Source organism: Scytonema sp. PCC 10023, from assembly GCF_963920835.1.
In the GTDB taxonomy this organism is placed as follows: domain Bacteria; phylum Cyanobacteriota; class Cyanobacteriia; order Cyanobacteriales; family Nostocaceae; genus Kalymmatonema.
The window spans coordinates 1-19667 of the sequence record NZ_CAWUDP010000011.1 but is presented as its reverse complement, the minus strand read 5'-3'; the positions used below and the strand labels follow the sequence as shown (position 1 = coordinate 19667).

The 19667-nt window shown below is 44.6% G+C and carries 14 protein-coding genes and 3 pseudogenes; 6 read left to right on the top strand and 11 right to left on the bottom strand.

Annotated features, from left to right (window positions below; all coding sequences use genetic code 11):
- Positions 1-7: 7 nt before the first annotated feature.
- From ACM0OZ_RS09060 to ACM0OZ_RS09050, 3 genes and pseudogenes are all read right to left on the bottom strand, one after another.
- Positions 8-1417: pseudogene (locus tag ACM0OZ_RS09060) on the bottom strand (ATP-binding protein); the annotation flags it as partial.
- A gap of 36 nt (positions 1418-1453) precedes the next feature.
- Positions 1454-2119: pseudogene (locus tag ACM0OZ_RS09055) on the bottom strand (GAF domain-containing protein); the annotation flags it as partial.
- A gap of 1597 nt (positions 2120-3716) precedes the next feature.
- On the bottom strand, positions 3717-4463 hold the full coding sequence (locus ACM0OZ_RS09050) for a ferritin-like domain-containing protein (protein ID WP_414582462.1): 747 nt from the start codon (positions 4461-4463) through the stop codon (positions 3717-3719).
- A gap of 188 nt (positions 4464-4651) precedes the next feature.
- Between ACM0OZ_RS09050 and ACM0OZ_RS09045 the strand changes: the two genes are divergently transcribed.
- Together ACM0OZ_RS09045 and ACM0OZ_RS09040 are read left to right on the top strand one after the other, a co-directional pair.
- The gene (locus ACM0OZ_RS09045) at positions 4652-5320 is read left to right on the top strand and encodes a Coq4 family protein (RefSeq protein ID WP_414582461.1); all 669 of its coding nucleotides are present in this window, start codon (positions 4652-4654) and stop codon (positions 5318-5320) included.
- Positions 5321-5625: 305 nt separating this feature from the next.
- A complete protein-coding gene (locus ACM0OZ_RS09040) occupies positions 5626-6165 on the top strand; it encodes a hypothetical protein (protein WP_414582460.1) in 540 nt (179 codons plus the stop codon).
- 545 nt (positions 6166-6710) lie between these two features.
- On the opposite strand, the gene ACM0OZ_RS09035 is transcribed toward ACM0OZ_RS09040, so the two are convergent.
- On the bottom strand, positions 6711-8828 hold the full coding sequence (locus ACM0OZ_RS09035; protein ID WP_414582459.1) for an ABC1 kinase family protein: 2118 nt from the start codon (positions 8826-8828) through the stop codon (positions 6711-6713).
- A gap of 118 nt (positions 8829-8946) precedes the next feature.
- The gene (locus ACM0OZ_RS09030; RefSeq protein WP_414582458.1) at positions 8947-9117 is read right to left on the bottom strand and encodes a hypothetical protein; all 171 of its coding nucleotides are present in this window, start codon (positions 9115-9117) and stop codon (positions 8947-8949) included.
- Between the two features lie 206 nt (positions 9118-9323).
- On the opposite strand from ACM0OZ_RS09030, the gene recN reads away from it, so the two are divergent.
- Positions 9324-11063, top strand: coding sequence for a DNA repair protein RecN (gene recN, locus ACM0OZ_RS09025; RefSeq protein ID WP_414582457.1), 1740 nt, complete (start codon positions 9324-9326; stop codon positions 11061-11063).
- A 901-nt stretch (positions 11064-11964) separates the two neighbouring features.
- Positions 11965-12333 carry a hypothetical protein gene (locus ACM0OZ_RS09020; RefSeq protein ID WP_414582456.1) on the top strand — a complete coding sequence of 123 codons (369 nt, stop codon included), beginning with the start codon at positions 11965-11967 and terminating at the stop codon, positions 12331-12333.
- A gap of 139 nt (positions 12334-12472) precedes the next feature.
- Here the strand turns inward: ACM0OZ_RS09020 and ACM0OZ_RS09015 are convergent, their stop codons facing one another.
- From ACM0OZ_RS09015 to ACM0OZ_RS09000, 4 genes are all read right to left on the bottom strand, one after another.
- Positions 12473-15004, bottom strand: a complete 2532-nt coding sequence (locus ACM0OZ_RS09015) for an AAA-like domain-containing protein (RefSeq protein ID WP_414582455.1) — start codon at positions 15002-15004, stop codon at positions 12473-12475.
- Between the two features lie 108 nt (positions 15005-15112).
- Positions 15113-16423 (bottom strand): AAA-like domain-containing protein, encoded by a 1311-nt coding sequence (locus ACM0OZ_RS09010; RefSeq protein ID WP_414582454.1) that lies wholly within the window; start codon positions 16421-16423, stop codon positions 15113-15115.
- Positions 16424-16801: 378 nt separating this feature from the next.
- Positions 16802-17371, bottom strand: a complete 570-nt coding sequence (locus ACM0OZ_RS09005; RefSeq protein WP_414582453.1) for a PIN domain-containing protein — start codon at positions 17369-17371, stop codon at positions 16802-16804.
- Between the two features lie 36 nt (positions 17372-17407).
- Positions 17408-17881, bottom strand: a complete 474-nt coding sequence (locus tag ACM0OZ_RS09000) for a helix-turn-helix domain-containing protein (RefSeq protein ID WP_414582452.1) — start codon at positions 17879-17881, stop codon at positions 17408-17410.
- A 263-nt stretch (positions 17882-18144) separates the two neighbouring features.
- On the opposite strand from ACM0OZ_RS09000, the gene ACM0OZ_RS08995 reads away from it, so the two are divergent.
- Positions 18145-18579, top strand: coding sequence for a tyrosine-type recombinase/integrase (locus tag ACM0OZ_RS08995; RefSeq protein WP_414582451.1), 435 nt, complete (start codon positions 18145-18147; stop codon positions 18577-18579).
- Positions 18462-18776: pseudogene (locus ACM0OZ_RS08990) on the top strand (DNA repair protein RecN); the annotation flags it as partial. The gene ACM0OZ_RS08995 and the pseudogene ACM0OZ_RS08990, both read left to right, overlap by 118 nt.
- Position 18777: 1 nt before the next feature.
- Here ACM0OZ_RS08990 and ACM0OZ_RS08985 read toward each other — a convergent pair.
- Together ACM0OZ_RS08985 and ACM0OZ_RS08980 are read right to left on the bottom strand one after the other, a co-directional pair.
- A complete protein-coding gene (locus tag ACM0OZ_RS08985; protein ID WP_414582450.1) occupies positions 18778-18924 on the bottom strand; it encodes a hypothetical protein in 147 nt (48 codons plus the stop codon).
- Between the two features lie 214 nt (positions 18925-19138).
- Positions 19139-19667: WD40 repeat domain-containing protein (locus ACM0OZ_RS08980; RefSeq protein WP_414582449.1), on the bottom strand; the 529-nt coding region annotated here is incomplete at its 5' end.

Sequence of the window (19667 nt, the reverse complement as noted above, 5' to 3'; positions counted from 1 at the left end):
AATCTTTTCAAGTCTTAATATTTTTTAAATATTGCCGAATTTGTTTTCCTTTAAAACTTTTAGCAAGTTGACGCAGATGCGTGGCAAACGGCACCCATTGCTTATCCAACTCCTCCAGTCTTGTGGCTTCCTGAATAATGCCTTTGAGGTCGCCCCTCATCGCCAAATCAAGTAAGGTAGCCACTTGCTGTGCAGGTGGAACTACAAGAGAGTCCTGAGTACTCAGTCCTGAGTACTCACTACTGAGTTGTACTTTGGTGTCTATCTCTTCATAAACCCATTCCAACCCCAAGTGAACCCGTACTTTTTCCAAAAGGTCTGCTTCCCGGACTGGTTTGGGGAGGAAACCGTCGCAACCAACTTTCCGGCTTTGTTGATGGTCGAAATCAAAAACGCTCGCCGAGATGGCAATCACCACAACCCCTTCCAACTCCGGCATCATCCTGAGGCGACGGGTCGCTTCAAAGCCATCCATCACGGGCATCACCAAGTCCATTAAAATGATATCTGGCTGAAATTGATGAGCTTTGTTTAAACCGTCTAAACCGTCAGTCGCTTCTAAAACTTCAAACCCCAAAGGCTCTAGCATATTAACCAACACAGAACGATTTGCCCACTTGTCGTCTACTACCAAAATTTTCCGCTTCAAGCCTTTGAAACCAATGATATTGTTTTCCGAAATATCAGCAACATCAATCCATTCAACTTCAGGTAAATCTAAATCCAACCAAAAAACACTTCCTTTCCCTAGTGTACTTTCTACTTTCAGTTCCCCGCCCATCAATTCAGCTAATTCACGGCTAATTGTCAGTCCCAATCCTGTTCCTTCAGTCTCGCGGATTTTCTCACCCGCCTGTTGGAATGGTAAAAAGATTTCTTCTAATTTCTCCTGAGCAATGCCAATGCCTGTATCTTCTACCTGAAAGCGGAATTTTTCTTGATGATAGCCAACTTTGAAAGTAATGTAGCCTTGTTCTGTAAACTTAACTGCATTTCCAAGTAAGTTAATTAAAACTTGCCGCAACCGCTTTTCATCTGCTCGGACGGCTTTGGGAATCGGTGTTAAAGTTTCGTAAATTAATTCTATACCTTTTTGTTCAGCACGAATGCGGCAGATTTCCGCAATAGCTTCTAGAAATTCCGGAAAATGAAAATTTTTCGCATAAAGTTCCATTTTCCGAGCCTCAATTTTTGAGATGTCTAAAACATCATTAATCAGATTGAGCAAGTGTTCACCGCATTGATGAATAATGTTCAGACCATTCTTTTGCTGGTCTGTGATAGTTTTGCCTTTTTTGAGGATTTGAGCATAACCCAAAATCCCGTTAAGCGGAGTGCGGAGTTCGTGGCTCATGTTAGCCAAAAATTGGCTTTTGGCTCGGTCGAGTTCCGCTAAAGCTTCAGCGCGTTTGCGTTCCATCTCCAAGGCGCGAGTGTTGGCAACTGCTGTTGCTATCTGCCCTGCAACCAAGCTTAAAAATCTGCTATAGGTATCGTTAAGAGCACGTCGAGGGCTAATACCAACGACTAAAAGACCAGTAGGCAGTGTAACACCAGGTTGTGCTACTGGCAAGACAAGTGCTACAAAGGGCGATTCTGGCCAAGGACCACCTGGCAAAGCACCAAATTGAGCTACCAAATTGTCTACTTGTACGGTTTGTCCGGTGCGTGCCACTCGTGCTAAAGGCCAAGATCCAGGTTTGTCTTCGGCACTTAGGTCAATAACTCGAGGGCTAGCAGGTGTATCAGGTTCCAGCCCCGTTGTTCCTGCCAAATGCGCTTGTCTCCTACTCTCATCTAACAGATAAAGTAGAGCAAAGGGAATATCAGCAGCGTTCTGACTTAAAGTTTCAGTCGCAATTCTACAAGCTTCTTGGGTCACTTGCGCCGTAGCGGTATTAATTCCCAAATCGTGCAGCGTCCGTAGGCGTCGTTCATCTAAGACGCGTTCTGTGGTTTCGGTAACAGCCTGGAAAATGCCGACGACCTGACCCGACTCATCACGGATGGGGCTGTGGGAGAACGTGAAGTACGTCTCCTCGATATACCCGTTGCGGTTCGGCAGAATTAACTGGTTTTCATACCAAGTGCCTTCACCCGACAAAACCCGCTCGAACATCGGAGTCAGGACATCCCAGATTTCTGTCCACCAAGGATACGCAGGCTGTCCTAGTGCCCCAGGATGCTTGAGGTCACCGAGGATAGGGCGGAAGCCGTCGTTGTAGAACTGAACCAACTCTGGTCCCCAATGAATCAGCATCGGGAAGCGCGAAGCTAGGAGGATACTCACCGCAGTACGCAAGCTTTGGGGCCAACTACTGACAGGACCCAATAGGGTTTTTGACCAATCGAGCGATCGCATCAGCGCTCCCATCTCCCCACCCCCAGCCAAACAGTCTTCGGGTTTAGCCGTCTTCACCTCACCAATCACGAGTTCTCCTCCTGTTTGACGTATGCGAATAACATTAACAAGAAAGAACTCAGAACTCAGAACTCAGAACTCAGAGAACCCCCGTTCTCTAGGACTGGGTGGCAGTTTTGGGGGTTTAAATCCCCCACCAAGTCAAAGATTTGGTGGTCTTCAATTAGTAGCGGGTCTGAATCCTTTACTAATTGCATTCTGAGTTCCTAGCTGCGGAATTCTGTATTCTTCTTCAATTTCTTTCAAATGTCTTGCTTATATACTAATTACGTAATTCAACTTAAAATTACGTAATTTTGAGTAAACTAACCTAAAGTAACTCCTCATAGTTATAACTATGGCTTCTTGAGAATAGAATGGCTAGCAAGCAATCAGCTTGATGAGTGCCAAAGTCAGCGTAGCGAAATGGAAAAAGCGTACAAGCTAGGTCAAAATCCTTTTTCTATCTACCTTTGGTCAACTAACTAATATCAGAAACATGACGAGCGGAAACTTGGTTTTAGTAAAAGTTTTGAGGGAATTTGAACAACGAATCATCTTACTCCACTTTACCCCTCAAATAAGGTTTCAAAACTTAATGGCAGAAGTTCTTAATGTACAAGATTCTTAATATACAAGATTCCTTTATTTGCATTGAATTGATGCAAAAACTGCAAGTGAATCCTTCTCATAAGAAACCATCTGTGCTAAGGATTTCATAAAAGAGAAATTATATGATGTCCGGCAAATTACCGATAATTACAGAACCCCACCCCTAACCCATTGGTGTCAACAATCGCGTTCAAACCTTTATCCCACGTTGATTTACCCCACCCCTTAATCCCCTCCCCTTGTTAAGGGGAGGGGAGGTTTTGGCGCTCTTACAAACCGGGGTGGGGTGAAGCGAGAATCGCGGGCAAATATAAGGGCATGAGGCAACGTAATTACAAGGTTCTTGCCTTAGACACGTATCCCCCTAACCCCTCCCCCTCCGGGTATGCCTTCGGCACGTCTATGTCCTGAGCCCTTCGGGCACGGCTTGAGGCCGAACGGACACGCTACGCGAACGACGAACGCCAGTCGCCTAGGTTGGGAAACCCGCCTGCAGCGCGCTTACTCCCCGCAAGCAGGGAGGGAAACTTCAGCCTAAGTACACGTCACCGTAAAAAGGGGTCGGAAATCAAAATTTTCATGACCCTGGACAAAGTTCATTCAAACAGCGAATTCCGTACCTCATTTATGGTGGGCTGTACTAAGGGAGGTTGCACGGTACAGACGCTCTCGTCCCTCACCGTAGGGACGAGAGCGAGGATCATTACGCAACCACTAATTCAGACTCACTTTCTGATGGCGCACCATCTTGTACCAACGAAGGTCTGTTATCATTGCGTTGCAACATATTACCTGCGAATGCTAACAAGGCGTTGGTCTTACGAGTGCGCCACTCATCCACGAGTTTTTGCACTTGGATTGCAGACATCCGCCGTGTCATGGCTTCATAAAGATAGGCAGCATGACCAGTTTCATCCTGGGCAATGCTCAACATCCCCAGTTTAAGGTTACGAGCAATTGCGTCATCTTCAGGTAACACGTTTGCCATGCGGGCAAAGTCTTTGCTAGCATCCAACTCTAGGATGTAGGTGCTAGCCATAAACACATCCCAATCAATATTCTCAGGTTTGAGCTGTTCTTGAGAGTAGCCTTCAAAGAATGCAGCAAAGAAGGGGCTGCGCCGTTCTTGAGTTTTATTTTCCTCCGGATTCTTAGGCAAACTTTTAAAATCTACAACTGTTTTATTAAGTTGTTTTAAGGCATGAGCAAAAATTTGACCATGCTTGGTTTCATCTGATGCGTGTTTTGCCAGTTTTTCTGCTAGCCATGTGTCGCCTTCTGCGGCAGCGCGATCGCTCAGTTTAGTGAGAAATGGAACTGAGCCAGACTCTGCCAACTGGAAGCCTGCAAGAACGTTGGGGCGGGTTTTGAGGTCGCGGATTTGCAAGGCATAAAAATAAGCCATAGCACCAGAACCAACTAAGTGCATGACATAAGTCAAGAAGTTCATGAGTAACTCGTGCTTATTGTGAGGAAGTTACATTCCTTATACTAATCCTCATTTTCGGTTTGGATTACTTATTTTTGGAGGATAGATTTGGCGAGATTAGGTTTGCATTCACCATAGAGTAGGGGCAGTGAGCTTTGCTCACCGGGTACGCTACACTGATAGCAATCAATCCCTAGGGGATGGGAACCATGACGAAAATCTCTAATTTTGAAAAGGTATCGGTTAGTCCAGAACTTCTGAAAGGTCTGCAAGGTTTCGTTGCCTTTATCGATGACGGAACAGATGTCGAGGCAATTTTTGATATTGCTGCTGCGTTAGCCAACCATGAAGTTTCTGCTGCTGCGATTACCTATCTCAAGTCCCATCCTGAAATTGCTCAACTTTTTAAAGAACAATATATTGCACCGACTCCCAATCTAGAAGCGTTACTCAAGCTGCCTGAAGATTCGTTAGGCTTTGCCTATGCCTCTCACATGCGAGCAGCCAACCTTGATCCAGAGTTTTATCGCAAAGTCGAGCTTCAAGATGACGCAAGCTATTTAACTCTGCGTATGCGACAAACCCATGATATTTGGCATACCGTTACAGGATTTGGCACCGATTCTGTTGGGGAAATTGGGTTGTTAGCATTTCAGATCGCACAAAATCGCTCTCCGTTTGCAGTGATGTTGATTGCCGCAATAACCCTAAGTATGATCAAGATGAATAGCGATTTAAACCCGCTTGTACGTGTCCTTCAGCAGGGCTACGATTTGGGGTATCAGGCAAAACCCTTTCTGGCGCAGAAGTGGGAAGAGGCTTGGTCTAAGCCGCTACCAGACTGGCGTAAGGAGTTAAATGTCACTCCTCCAAGATAAAGCCTGATCACAAGATGGCAGAGAATGGTAGGGCAATCGGCTTTGAGGCAGGAGTTTGAGGGCAGGTATCCCTCTTTCTCTGGACTCACCATTCTCAACAAGAGCCTCTGGCTCTAATATCTCGTTACCAGGTTCAACCTGGTAACGAGGGTTTGGAGGCTGAGCCGACTCACTGTTGCAACTCTTGCAAGATCTCAGTAGTAAGACCTGGTGATACATTAGAAAGCCAAGTGGTGATATAGCGCTGCTATGTAGCTCTTGGTATCATGAAAGTAACTGGCATCCCTATTCAGTAGCTTTCCATAATGCTGTGTTTAAGATCATTTCAAAGAGCTTATTTATTTGACGACTTTGAAATTGAAATCAAAGAAGAAATTTTCAGTAAATACAAGTATGCTTTGGCATATATTGGTGTAGATTTTGAGAGAGAAGATGTCCAAGAAGCTCTCCTCAACTGTATTGAGGGCTTTGAAGATGCCATATGTGCCACTATCGCTTACTGGTACTGGCTAACAGAAAATTCTCAACCTTTCTATGCAAATGCTTGTCTCATTCAAGCGATAGGTCAACGTTGGAACTCCAGGTATTGGAAAGACGAATACTTAGACAACCCTAATTTTAAAAGCCCAAGCCTTGCATGGTGGGAACAAGCAGGAAAAGTGTGGGGTCAGGATTTCAGAAATCAAATTATTGCTGATGTCAACGAAGATTATATCTTGTTCCGAACAGGCAAGAGAATAGCTTTTTCTGTAGCTACAAGATGGGGCTGGGAAAGGTTGAAGGAATATGCGCTCACGCAACAACTAGAAGCAGAGGAAAAATACCGTCAACGGCAAAGATTTTAACAGTTACCAGTTATCAAGTACAGTCCGAGTTATCAGTTTTATCGTTGGGGGAAACACCACACCAATTGGACCGAAAGCGTTGGTGCGCTGTAACACCACACCAGCTCGGTGGCGTCACTGCGGCTGGTACTGTTCACTGTTTTAATGAACGATTTCTGAAAAGCCCTACAGACTCGAAGTCTGGGGCTATACAAACGAAACCCACCTTCGTAGGCTAAAATGCTTGCAGGCTGCGGAGGCACACCAGTGTTTGTATGATTCTCGATAGCCCCACTCTTCTTTCTAGAGTAAGGCATTTTGGCGAAGGTCTTTTAAGAAGAATGCAGAACACAGAACACAGTAATCAGAATATCCAAAACGAGTGAATCCGGGGGATTTAAGTGCGAAAAACTTTCGCGTGTCTCCGCATGTTGTTGACCGGGGCTTTATACCAATACGAGCGCAACCTTAACTCTTGGTTCGCGACGAGAAAACGCGTTTAATATTCTGATTTCTGAGTTCTGATTCCTGAGTTCTTTGTTGGTCAAAGAAACCAGGTTTGTCGGCTACACTCTTGCAGCAGGTAAAGCTAACCTTGCAGGCTGCTCTAAGGTGGTATCTTCAGCGCTATACACTTGTTCTGATGCCAACAGTTGCCGAATGAACCTGGCTACAGCTTTCTGCGCCAACTGGTTGGCGACTTGTTGACCTAAACGCTGTACCCCTGGGTTGAACAACAACTGAGCAAGTTGAGGTGCAAGTCGCGCTGGGTCAAAACCACGGGTTTCTTGGAGAATATTCAAAATCCGTTTGATATGATCCAAGGTTTGTTGTTGTTCGATGGAAGCAGCAGGAGTTTCATTGACTGTTGTGATCCCAACTCTTTCTCGCAGCAGGTATGTAAAGTTATGCAAAACATTTCTACCTAAAGCATCGACTCCTTTGACAACTTCGTCCACGAGTTTGTCACGAATGAAAGCACCGCGTTCGGAAGACAGAAAGTCTATCCCCTGATTCAGTACCAAGTCAAAGTCATAGTCTTGACTATTACGAGCATTACGTAACAAGTTTTCTAAACGGTTCCAGCGGAATGTACCTTCTTTAAACAGCAAATCCCGCAACGATGATCTTAATTCCGGCGCTTGGTCGGTTAACAAACGTTTGGCAACGTAGGGATAAGCTTCGCTGAGGACTTTGAAGTTGGGGTCAATATTAATGGCGATGCCTTCCAATGTCACCAGCGAACGGATAATCAAGGCGTAGTAGGCTGGAACGCGGAAAGGATACTCATACATCAACGCCGATAGATCATCGGTAATACTTTTGATGTTCAACTCGGCAACACTGGCTCCCAAGGCGTTACCAAACACTCTAGCAAACGCTGGAATGATCGGTGTCAAGTCGGTGTCTGGTGTCAAAAATTCCAGCTTGACGTAATCACGACCTAAACCTTCAAAGTCGCGGTTCACCAAGTGAACGATCGCCTCCAGCAAACCATAGCGCTGCTGTGGCTTAATCTCGCTCATCATCCCAAAGTCGAGATAAGCCAATTGACCATCAACTGTGGCTAACAAATTACCTGGGTGAGGATCAGCGTGGAAAAATCCATGTTCCAGCAACTGGCGCAGCGAACACTGTACACCTACTTCAATTAAATAACGAGCATTTATACCGAGAGCGCGAAGTTCTTCTGTTTGGGTTAATTTAACACCATTAATCCACTCCATCGTCAAAACGCGACGATTGGTGTATTCCCAGTATATTTTCGGTACATAAACGTCTTTCATGTGACCATAAAGCTGGAAAAATCGCTCAGCGTTTTCTCCCTCATGAATATAGTCCATCTCTTCAAAGATGCGATCGCCTAATTCATCGAGGATACCAACAAGGTCACTCCGCACCCGTTTGATATTTCTTTGCGCCAATTTAGCCAGTCGGCGCAGGATATACAAATCAATTGTGATGCGTTCTCTTAAGTCCGGACGTTGGACTTTCACAGCGACTTCTTCACCAGTTTTCAGCTTACCTTTATAAACTTGACCCAAGGAAGCAGCTGCAATTGGTTCCCGAGACAGTTCAAGATAAACCTCCTCTGGAGAAGCACCCAGTTCTTCTTCAATAAACCGATAAGCAATTTCGTTGGGAAAAGGTGGTAATTTGTCTTGCAGTTGAGTGAGTTCCTCCAGATACACAGGAGGAACCAGATCCGGTCGGGTGGACAAAGCTTGTCCAATTTTGATGTAAGCAGGTCCCAGGCTTGTCAGCAGTTCTCGCAGCTTAACTGCTCGCCGTCGGTCATTTTTGACGACGACTCCCCGCTGGCTATCCCACCACAACCCCAAAGCAAAGGTCAACGTTGATGTTAAAACTGTAACAATACGTCCGAAAACCTGTAGGGGTCTTTTTTTGTAATGCGCCGAAATCTCCTGGGGATTGTAATGTATTGTTTCACCAGTGTTTGTAGTTAATAGCACCTCGCGAGTCTGAGTTTCCTCTGAAGTTGGTAAGCTGACAACTTTGATAGCACTATTTTCAAGCACCAGTTCACTATTGGACAGTTCATCTCGACGAAAATCCTTCGCGTGACTGTCCTCAACGGATAGTTGACGTAAATTGGAACCGCCACTTATGCGGCTGTCTTCCTTCATTAATTGGGAAGTAGGGGGAACTGTCTTAGCATTCATGTAGCTCTACCACCGCATCGGATTTATATGTAAAGTATTGTAACAATTTATGATGCATACGTGTAAATCCTTGTAGGGATAGGGTATGGAGACAGGGGATAGATAATATGGTAGAAATTCATAAAGAAGAACTCACAACTGAACGAGTGAGTTCACCTTGAAGATTGAGATGAGTTATGAGTTTGATATTTAGGTCTTTATGGGCAAAACCAAAACTCAAAATTTTTCTTGAGTGAAAATTAATCCCCCTAGAGGTGGAGTAATTCTGATGAGTTGGTGCGTTTTGCATTCTGACTCCTTTGATAACCTATTCCCTAATCAAGAAACTCTATCCTCAGCACCATATATATCAAACTCGAACTAAACTAAATTTGGTACACTCAAGAAGTCTTACTAGTCCAATGGTATGAGGTATTGCTAATTGCTTAAAGTTCATTCCTAGTGTCCCATAAATGAAAAGAATCCGGCGTCTGCCCTCACGGAGAATTTGGCTGAATGTTGTCTGTATTGCAAATAGAAAACTTTGCTCTTATTGACCATCTAGAATTGGAATTTGGCGCTGGGCTTAATGTATTAACAGGGGAAACCGGCGCGGGAAAGTCCATTATCTTAGATGCGATTGATGCTGTATTGGGCGGTAAAGTCTCCAGTCGAGTGATTCGCACTGGTACAAATCGGGCGATGGTAGAAGCCACTTTCACTTCTAACTCAGGATTAGCGGCTTGGTTGAGCGAACAGGAAATAGATTTAATAGAAGATAGTGTGATCATCAGCCGAGAAATCGCAGCCACCTCAAGTAATATTCGCTCTCGTTCGCGGGTGAATGGAGTGTTGGTTAATCGACAAATTATGTCAGGATTGAGGGAACGCCTGGTGGAAATCACCGCCCAAGGGCAAACTGTACAAGTGGGACAGTCTGCTCAAGTGCGTGAGTGGTTAGATATTTATGGTGGCGAGTCCCAGATGCAGCAGCGTCAAGTTGTCAGCTCTGTTTTTGGTGCTTATCAACAAGCGCGTACAGCATTAGAAAAACGCCGGATATCAGAACGCGATCGCCTGCAACAACTTGACTTACTGACGTATCAAGTGCAGGAACTCAAAACAGCAAACCTCAGCGAACCCGATGAATTAGAAAAGCTTTTGCAAGAACGGGAACGCCTCAATCATGTCGTCGAGCTGCAACAGATGAGTTACAAAGTTTATCAGGCTTTGTACCAAAATGATGGCGAAACTCCAGCAGCAGCAGACTTACTGGGAGACAGTGAGGAGATATTCAGTGACATGGTAGAATACGATACCCAACTGCAACCGCTGTTGGATATGGTAAGAGATGCTCAAGCAACTTTGGCAGAAGTCGCACGCCAGATAAATGCCTATGGAGAAGGTTTGGAAGCAGATCCCCAACGCTTAGAGGAAGTAGAAGAGCGTATTCAGGAATTAAAGCAAATTTGTCGCAAGTATGGTCCAACACTCGCAGATGCTCTTGCCCACTACCAGCGCATTCAGGGAGAGTTAGCCCAGCTTGATGATAGCGAACAATCTATTGAAAGTTTAGAACAACAAGAAAATCTTTGTTTGGAAAAGTTGACTCAAGCTTGTCAGGAGTTAACTCAGTTGCGGCGCACCACAGCGACTGCTTTAGAAGCAAAACTCCTCAGAGAACTGAAACCTTTGGCAATGGAAAAGGTAAAGTTTCAAGTCGAGATTGTACCAACTTCCCCAACCGCAGCGGGAGCAGACAAAATTACCTTTTTGTTTAGTCCCAACCCAGGAGAACCACTACAACCTTTGACAGCAATTGCTTCTGGCGGTGAGATGAGCCGCTTTTTACTAGCGCTGAAAGCTTGTTTTTCCCAAGCTGATGCTGAAACGACACTCGTGTTTGATGAAATTGATGTTGGGGTTTCCGGACGCGTAGCGCAGGCGATCGCCGAAAAATTGCATCAGTTGGGTCAAATTTCCCAAGTATTATGTGTCACACACCAACCTCTGGTTGCAGCAATGGCAGACCGACATTTCCGGGTCGATAAGCAAGTGATCACTTCAGACACAGGTAATAAAACAAACAACGGGCATCCTGAGCAGCGTACTGTTGTCCGAGTCACATCCTTGGATAATTTAACTAAGCGCCGAGAAGAATTGGCACAGTTAGCTGGTGGGAAGTCGGCGCAGGAGGCGATCGCTTTTGCTGATTCGTTGTTGACGCAAGCAGCTAACCATCGACGACAAAGTTGAATTATAGCGGTTCTCGTTTGGATACAGTACGCGGTAGGGGCATGACACATTGCTCATTGGTGTCTAAGGCAAGAACTTTGTCATTACGTTACATCATGGCTTTGTGCTTGCCCACAATTTTCGCTTCACCCCACCCTGGTTTTGTCTTAACGTGACTTTAACCCGACACAGCTATAACTTGAAGAGGACACGGAGACAAGGGGACGCGGTGACGCGGGGAAACCCCACGGATAAATCCGGGGGATTCAGGCTGCGGTTGAATTTCTTTTTTCTCTCGCGTTTAAATTCGCTTTCTTGCAACCATTCGCTCCGAGCGGAAGACACAGGCTCCTCTCCGCGTCGCCGTGTCTCCCATTCTCCGCGTCTTTTTAGGTCAAGCGTTACTACAGCGAATTTGCTACCCTCTAGTCAAGAAATGCACTAGAAATCTCTAACGGCTGACAAAATCGGTTATCAAGCCGATTTTTTCCATTTCACGTTAAAGGCTTATTTGGGGTAATTAAGCTAGTAGTCCACCACAGCAACGCGTGCAGGGTACAAAGATTCTCCGCGTCCCCCTTCGGGTATGCCTTCGGCACGCCAAGGGCGAACGCAGTCGCCTAGGTCGGGAAACCCTCCTGCAGCGCTGTCTCACCGTGTCTCGCTGTCTCCGTGTCAGCCTTCACCCGTCAATTTTGCTTTGGTCGAGTACTAGTGGCATTTCAAAAGTCAGTAATAAATCAGTAGTAAAAAAAATTAAGGCTTAAATATCTCTCGTCTATCCTAAGTCATCGCTGCGGTTTGATGGAATTAAGCAGAATTAAACGAACCGAGTAGCAAGACAAGCATCTGAATTCAAGTTTGAGGCTCGATAAGTTTAATTTGACCTAACTGTTCATCAAACATCGGAGGAAACTAGGCGATGAAGCGGAACATTATTATCAGCATCGAAGCAGATGGCATTGCAGATACAACCGGAAATGCCTTCCCTACACCAGATACATCAATAACTGAAACATCAAAGTCAGTTTCTCTAGATTCAGAACTGACAACACAAAATCAAGAAAGTCCAGATGAGCCTATCACTAATCTGGGAACGCCTCTGCAAACAGATCGCTGGATTTACCGGATTGTAGTTAGCGCACTGGCATTAACTATAGTGTCTTGTATTGGTAGTGCGGTTTGGTTGCAATCACAGGATAAAGAAATTCCTGAAATTCTCACTGGATTAGGGACGGGAGCGTTGGGTGGTTTGGCAGGGCTTTTAGCGCCGACTCTATCAAAACATTAGTAGAGGTGGCAAGAAAATTTGAACACTTCTCAAACGGCGTTTTGATTCAACAGAACCACTAAAGTGCCAATATAAAAAGTGAACCCACCTTGATTGTTGGGTTTGCTTTTGCAATAAACCACTACTGTCAAAACGCCCTTTAATTAGGTTGGTTTTGCGTGGATAACAATTCTGCAATCAACGTCATTAATTCATCTGGCATTACTGGTTTTGTGATGTATTTTTGAAAACCTGCTGCCAACATCTTATGTTCAGTTGTGCTTCCAGCATAATCAGTAAGGGCTATCGCTGGAATTTGACCTCCTTGCTGCGGTGACATTGCCCTAATTTGACGAATTAGGTTATAACCATCCACTTCTGGCATTGCTATATCACTTAGTAATATATTTGGCTGAGATTGCGGCATTAATGTTAGAGCTTCAGTCGCTGATGCTGCAATTGTTACGCTTGCTCCATGCTCTTGAAGTACAAAACTGAGAAATTCCCGCACGTCGGTATCATCATCAACTATTAAAATTTTGACATCCTTTAAATTGGCAGCAGGCTGGGACTGAGAGTTGTCTCTAGGCAATTGCTGGGGAGCTGACAACAGTGGTAGTCGGATAGTAAAAGTTGCTCCTTGTCCGACTCCCGGACTTGCAGCATAAATGCTTCCTCCATGCATTTCCACTAGATAACGTACAATTGCCAATCCCAGCCCCAATCCACTAAATTTTCTAGTTGTACTGCTATCTGCTTGACGAAAACGGTCAAATATGTGCGGTAAAAAGTCCAGGCTAATGCCCATACCTGTGTCGCTAACTTGAATTTCTGCATAGGAAGTAACCTGCTTTAAGGTCACTCCTATCCGTCCACCGTTGGGTGTAAACTTAACGGCGTTACTAAGTAACTCCTCTACAACTTGCTGTAAGCGGTTGAAATCACCTGAAATTTGACCAACACTAAAGTTAAGCTGTGTTTGAATTTGTATGGATTTAGCTTCCGCTTCCAAGTGCATTGTTTCCACAGATGCCTCAATCACTGTTGCTAAATCTACAGGACTTATGTCCAGTCTTAGCTTACCTAGGGAAATGCGGGAAACATCTAGCAAGTCTTGAATTAGCTGCACTAGCATCCGAGCATTACGATCAATGGCGTCCAAAGCCCTAGTAGCAGCAGCTTCATCAAGTTTACGAGACTTCAACAGCTTTGCCCACCCCAAAATTGGATTGAGTGGCGTTCGCAGTTCGTGGAAAAGAACGGCAAGAAATTCGTCTTTCATACGGTTGGCTTTTTCGGCTTCCCCACGAGCAACTTGCTCAAGTATAAGTAGGCGTTCACGTTCCGCTTCCAATTCCCTTAAATGGATCAGTTCAGCCTCTTGACTGGCTCGTTCAGCTTCTGAACTCGCTGTTAAAAACTGATAATCGCGGTCGCTCAAGCTTTTATTTTCTGCCCAAGCAGAGGCATCTATCAACGCCTTTCCGCGCAACAGCAGCGACTCATCCTTACAACCGGAATCGAACCACTCTATCAAAGCCATAGAATATGGTCGTAATTTGCTTAATTCTTGCTCAACCCAATTTCGATTGAAAACAGACTTGTAAATGCGATTATATACTTTTAAACTTCCTTGCTGTTTCACCACCAACCCGGATAACCGTAATTCTATTTGTTCCTGACTGTCATTTCTTATTACTTCCCCTTTCTCCAAAATTTCTTGATAAAGTCCCAACAGCCTTCCCGCACGCTGCTGATTACTGATAATGCGATCGCGCATCGTCCGCAAATGCTCTGGCTCATCCTGTGATTCCCAATTGTGGATGATTTGATGTTTTACAACACTTGCCACCCATCTTTTCTCTGAAAATTTGGAACTTTGTATTTTAAATGTTGGATTAGCTGGAAATTTTTCACAGTCCAGAAGCAGAAGTTGACATAGTTTTTGAGTGAGAAACGGTTGTCCACCCGTCCAATGCAAAACTTCTTTTAAAACAGCTTGGGGATTACTCACTTTCCCGGTCAACCCTTGCGCTAAAGGCATCACTTTCTCTAATTCAAACCCAGTGAGTTCAATTGCTCGACCAATATTAAAAGGTGTGCGAGTTTTATCACTTATTAAATCTGAAGGTGTTGCTACTCCCAATAGGGCAAAGGTCAAACGATTGTATTCTGGTTTTTCTGTACGACTGTTGTAAACAGCACGAATGGAAGCAAAAAAATCATCTTTAAAATTGATATTTAAGAGACTGTCAATTTCATCGATAAATATTACTATCTGCTGGGGAGTATATCGCAGCAGCACCTCTTCTAAAAATTCTCCCCAGCACTGCACTAAAGGAATATAATCTCTTTCCCGCAACCAAGAACGCAAGTTAATCTTATCTGTTAGTTCAAAGCGATTAACCAAATTTGCCATTAAGCCGCCGTACCACTGTTGCATGGTTACATTTTGAGTGCCAATAGCTGTAATATCAATAGAAGCACAGGCAACACCTTCTTTTTGCAGCCTTTGCATTACTTGCACCTTTAGAGAAGACTTTCCCATCTGGCGGGAGTTTAATACATAACAAAACTCTCCCGCTTTCAGGGCATTGTAAAGTTCTTCATCTGCTTTCCGCTGGACGTAAGTTTGGGCATTAACAGGTAAACTGCCCCCAACTTGATAAATTGAACAGGGTTCGACATTCATAATCAAATCCCGTTAATTGACTGTCATTAGTATCGCAGGCTGCTGTCTTTGTAGCATAACGTACATTACTTGTTTATTTTGATGGCGTACGGTTGGTTGCGGCTGTACCTAAGCATCGTATGAACTAACTTGAAAGCAATAGTCAAAATACTGACGGTACAAATTGCACGCAATTTTTACCTCATTTCCCACTTGCTGTACTAATCCCAAGCGATACAATTTATACCCCTGTATTGGTTCTAGTTGCACTGTTCCCGATGTCATGACAACTTTTTTTAGTGCCTCCACTAACCCCAGATGCTGTTGCAGCATCCCCCAATAGCGTCGGAGGTGGTTGCCATAAATCCCAGCTTCTGTAGGTGCATTTTGCAACAGTTCCTCCAGAGTTACACTGTACATCTGGAGATAAGAGAACGCCTGCCCGAGCAAATAGGGATGCCCTCCTACCATATCCATAAGTTGTGTAACCTGCGCCAAATCCCAAGTCAAACCATATTTTTCTGCTAAATTCTGTACCTGTTCTGGTGTAAACTCTCGTAACTCTACGGCTACACCTACGTTGAACGGAGACTCATTAACATTCAATTTTACGTAGACTTCCGTTGAGTGAATAACTACCAAGCGTAGCTTTTTCCAAATATGACGAGTTTTCGCATCTTCGTGCCAAGCACGTAGCAGTCCTAAAAACTCTGTTGCTACAGGATGAGGGAAAACTCGCTCCACTTCATCCAAGCAGAGAACTATTGGGGTTTCTGAGTGTTTTAATAAATACTGTTCAAAATAAGTACTGCAATTTGCCTTACTAGTAGAATATTCTTCATCCCAGTAATCAGCAAGTTGATTTGGCATTCCCAAACGTTCACCGACGCTGACACAAAACCACTGTAAAAATTTATCTAAGTTGCTAAAATGAGTTTTTTCTTCAGCATAATGTAGGTTCAAGCGCACTATTTTGTATCCCTTTCGTGATACTAATTGGGGTAGAACCTTATCCATTAATGAAGTTTTACCCATTAACCCAGGAGCTTTAATCCGCAGCAACGCGCCGGATTGGCATAGTGCCTGTTGACAAATCGATTCAATCGGAGGACGTTCAACATAAATAAAATCCTCGATTTCTGATTCATTTGGACAGGTTACAAAGCTAACTTCTGGTGGCTGCTTATTCTCTATCACAGTTGTATCGTTGCTTCCATTTGAATTATGGTCGGCGATCGCTTTCCAATCCAGTCCCAACCTGTCACAAATTTCTTGAAAATTTAGACAGTCTACGGGTTTACCATTAAGAAAATTACTAACGGTAGCAAGAGAAAGCCCTAATTCTTCAGCCAAATCTTTTTGGCGTGGATAACGCTGGCGTTGTACGGCTACTTTAACTCGGTCGATAAATTCTTTACCTACTTTAACAGAGCGCGGCATAACTGGGTTTTTTCAGCAAGATGCTCCGATTATAGAGCTGGGAACCATCTCTACACGGCAACTCAGTAATAAGTCAGTTACAAGTTATCAATCACTAGAAAATCGCTTCTAGTTGCTCCTGCCAATGCCTGAGAGATTGGGGCGCGGTACTACATTTTCAGAAGAAGTAGCAAGTGTTACACATAGTTGCACCATCTGGCTCATGCAACAACGCTTTCAGTAGCCAGTGGAGTCAATGGCACTTCGTCTTTATAGCATCAGTCAGGCGATTGCATAAAGGTACTGCCCCTTGGGAGATTGCCCGACTAAACGCACTGTGATAGCAGTGATATCAAATCGCTGTCTAGCCTCAGACAGCACTAAAAAGCGATTCAATCCCTAAATGTCATAACAAAATTCCCGCAGCGTAGTCACTGATCGCGTCAGTCCAAGCCTTAAAAGTCTTTCTAGGTACTCATCAGGAGTTGATGGTGGATTTTTGAGAGTGCTTCTATGTTTTTTGGCTGCTTGACAAACCTCTGCTGGGTAATGGTCAATCAAATGTAGGATAAATTCATCTGGGTGCTGGGATTCAATGCCATATGGTGCAAGAGCTTGATCTGGAAAATCCTTAAGGTTGAAAGTGACTATCACCGAGGCATTACATCGAATCGCAGCAGCAAGGACATGGCGGTCATCTGGATCTGGGAGGATAAGACCAGGAATTAATGCTTCATAACCTGTCACGAGACAATCTCGGACATGGGTATTCATCAGATTTTTGGTTCTGGTGAGTTGTTCAATTGTTAAATCAGGACGTTCTTTGAGAACATTTCGTATCCACTCCGAATGAATCTCTTGGGTCCATCGCGCTCTAAATAAGTCAGTGAGCGCAAGCCACATCAGAAAATCCCTGAGCGGCGCTGGGTATAAAACGCAGGCATCATAAATAGCCGTAAAATTAGACATGATCTTCACTCTACTAGCAGTAGGCTAGTAGTCCGCTCAGTCATATCCCATATTGAGTTCTTGAGCTTGAGCAGCAAGTTCCTCAAGAGTCTGCATTCGTTTAGCATCAATCCGGTTTTTGTAGTCCATTAAATCTTGATAACGTACTCGCCGACGTGTCCCAACTTTACGGAACGGAATTTCTCCAGACTCCAATAAATCCACTAAATAAGGGCGAGAGACATTTAGGATATCAGCAGCTTCTTGGGTAGTGAGTTCCTTCTTGACAGGGATAAGCGTCACAGCATTCCCAAGAGCCATCTGCGCCAAAATATCAACGAGCAGACGAAATGCAGACGCTGGTATCGTTACTGTTTCACTCTTTCCCGAATGCAAAAGAACCGTCAGAGTGGGGTCAGTCGTCTTATCCTGTACATAGGATGCCAAAGCTTGACTACTAGCTTGTGCCAGAGTTGTGTCTTCTTCTGTAGGTGCAACACATCCAATTGTTTGGTGAGTATTAAGTGCCATAAATACTAGAGAGTCATTGTTTGATATCAAATTGCGCCCCGCGTTATTCACTTATGATAGTTCTCATTCAAAATGAGCGCAATAAACGAAATGAGCGAAAACGCAGAATCGTTGATATCACCAGCTTGATAGCAACGATTCACCTTACCGGGGAGTATACAAGCGAGTGCAGACTTAATGAAAGCGATTCAGTACAACCGCTTTCATGGACAGTACATTAATCACCACGTCAACTGGTAGCTGCTATAAAATACTTAATTAAGGTGGGGCGGAATCTGAAGCGGTGTCAGTACCATTTTGATGGCGATCGCATCGAGTCATTGAAAGTGACAAAATACAGAGACACCAGAGGCGTGGGAGTGGATGAGTACAATAAGGTATTTGATGTGATTGATACGATCTGTGCTAAAGGGAAGCGGGATTATGCCTTATTTCTGCTGCTTTGGGCAAACGTCCTGCGTAGGGGAGAGGTTGCAAAGTTAAGAGTGGGGGATTTCGATTATCACGAAAACACGTTAACTGTCTATGGGAAGGGTAAGGGCAATGATTCTACCAGGATTGATTTAAATCCTTTTGTTGCAGAGGCATCGCCGAAAAATTGCATCAGTTGGGTCAAATTTCCCAAGTATTATGTGTCACACACCAACCTCTGGTTGCAGCAATGGCAGACCGACATTTCCGGGTCGATAAGCAAGTGATCACTTCAGACACAGGTAATAAAACAAACAACGGGCATCCTGAGCAGCGTACTGTTGTCCGAGTCACATCCTTGGATAATTTAACTAAGCGCCGAGAAGAATTGGCACAGTTAGCTGGTGGGAAGTCGGCACAGGAGGCGATCGCTTTTGCTGAGTCTTTGTTGACGCAAGCAGCGAATCACCGACGACAAAGTTGAATTATAGCGGTTCTCGTAACGTTAAAGTTGTGGTAAGGACACTCAGCGTGATCGCTACTTTCGTTAAAGCTGTGGTAAGGACAACAACTGCGATCCCTACTAACGTTAAAGCTGTGGTAAGGACAACAACTGCGATCGCTACTAACATTAAAGCGATCAGCTACACCATTTCCCTTTAATGCAATACGGTTCAGTTAAGGTTGATGTGTAAAAAATCATGTGTGTAGAGACGCGCCATGGCGCGTCTCTACATTGTGTTCCTGATAAGGATTCTGGTCTTATCTGAACGGTATTGGGTTATAAACCCCAGGCTAATAACGAAAGTCGTCTCAAGACGACTGAATAAAGAATTTAGTCCACTTTCACTTTGCACTACCAACGCCATCGCACAGATGCTTGTCATTCTCAGTTACACTTGGATTATTCTGCAAATAAGGGCGTACCCAATCGCAACCGCGCACCATTAAATTATCTAAATCCAAATTCCACAAAATTACTGTGCTGTCTTCACTGCCAGAAGCCAAGGTTTTGCCATCCGGGCTAAATGCCACGCTAATGACCGACTCGCTATGCCCAGTCAGGGTTGGCGAAGGGTTGCCTGTTGCCACATCCCAGAGTTTGATCGTCTTGTCATCACTGCCAGAAGCCAAGGTTTTGCCATCCGGGCTAAATGCCACGCTATAGACCCGCTCGCTATGCCGAGTCAGGGTTTGCGAAATTTTGCCTGTTGCCACATCCCAGAGTTTGATGGTGTTGTCCCAACTGCCAGAAGCCAAGGTTTTGCCATCCGGGCTAAATGCCACGCTCCAGACCTCAGAACTATGCCCAGTCAGGGGTTGCGAAATTTTGCCTGTTGCCACATCCCAGAGTTTGATGGTGTTGTCATCACTG

What these genes read in the sequence shown, in the direction of transcription:
- ACM0OZ_RS09040 (WP_414582460.1), top strand. Translation starts at nt 5,626, where the DNA reads ATGCTGTGTTTAAGATCATTTCAAAGAGCTTATTTATTTGACGACTTT.
- ACM0OZ_RS09045 (WP_414582461.1), top strand. Translation starts at nt 4,652, where the DNA reads ATGACGAAAATCTCTAATTTTGAAAAGGTATCGGTTAGTCCAGAACTT.
- ACM0OZ_RS09000 (WP_414582452.1), bottom strand. Translation starts at nt 17,881, where the DNA reads ATGGCACTTAATACTCACCAAACAATTGGATGTGTTGCACCTACAGAA.
- ACM0OZ_RS09050 (WP_414582462.1), bottom strand. Translation starts at nt 4,463, where the DNA reads ATGAACTTCTTGACTTATGTCATGCACTTAGTTGGTTCTGGTGCTATG.
- recN (WP_414582457.1), top strand. Translation starts at nt 9,324, where the DNA reads ATGTTGTCTGTATTGCAAATAGAAAACTTTGCTCTTATTGACCATCTA.
- ACM0OZ_RS09030 (WP_414582458.1), bottom strand. Translation starts at nt 9,117, where the DNA reads ATGCAAAACGCACCAACTCATCAGAATTACTCCACCTCTAGGGGGATT.
- ACM0OZ_RS09015 (WP_414582455.1), bottom strand. Translation starts at nt 15,004, where the DNA reads ATGAATGTCGAACCCTGTTCAATTTATCAAGTTGGGGGCAGTTTACCT.
- ACM0OZ_RS09035 (WP_414582459.1), bottom strand. Translation starts at nt 8,828, where the DNA reads ATGAATGCTAAGACAGTTCCCCCTACTTCCCAATTAATGAAGGAAGAC.
- ACM0OZ_RS08985 (WP_414582450.1), bottom strand. Translation starts at nt 18,924, where the DNA reads ATGTTAGTAGCGATCGCAGTTGTTGTCCTTACCACAGCTTTAACGTTA.
- ACM0OZ_RS09005 (WP_414582453.1), bottom strand. Translation starts at nt 17,371, where the DNA reads ATGTCTAATTTTACGGCTATTTATGATGCCTGCGTTTTATACCCAGCG.
- ACM0OZ_RS09010 (WP_414582454.1), bottom strand. Translation starts at nt 16,423, where the DNA reads ATGCCGCGCTCTGTTAAAGTAGGTAAAGAATTTATCGACCGAGTTAAA.
- ACM0OZ_RS09020 (WP_414582456.1), top strand. Translation starts at nt 11,965, where the DNA reads ATGAAGCGGAACATTATTATCAGCATCGAAGCAGATGGCATTGCAGAT.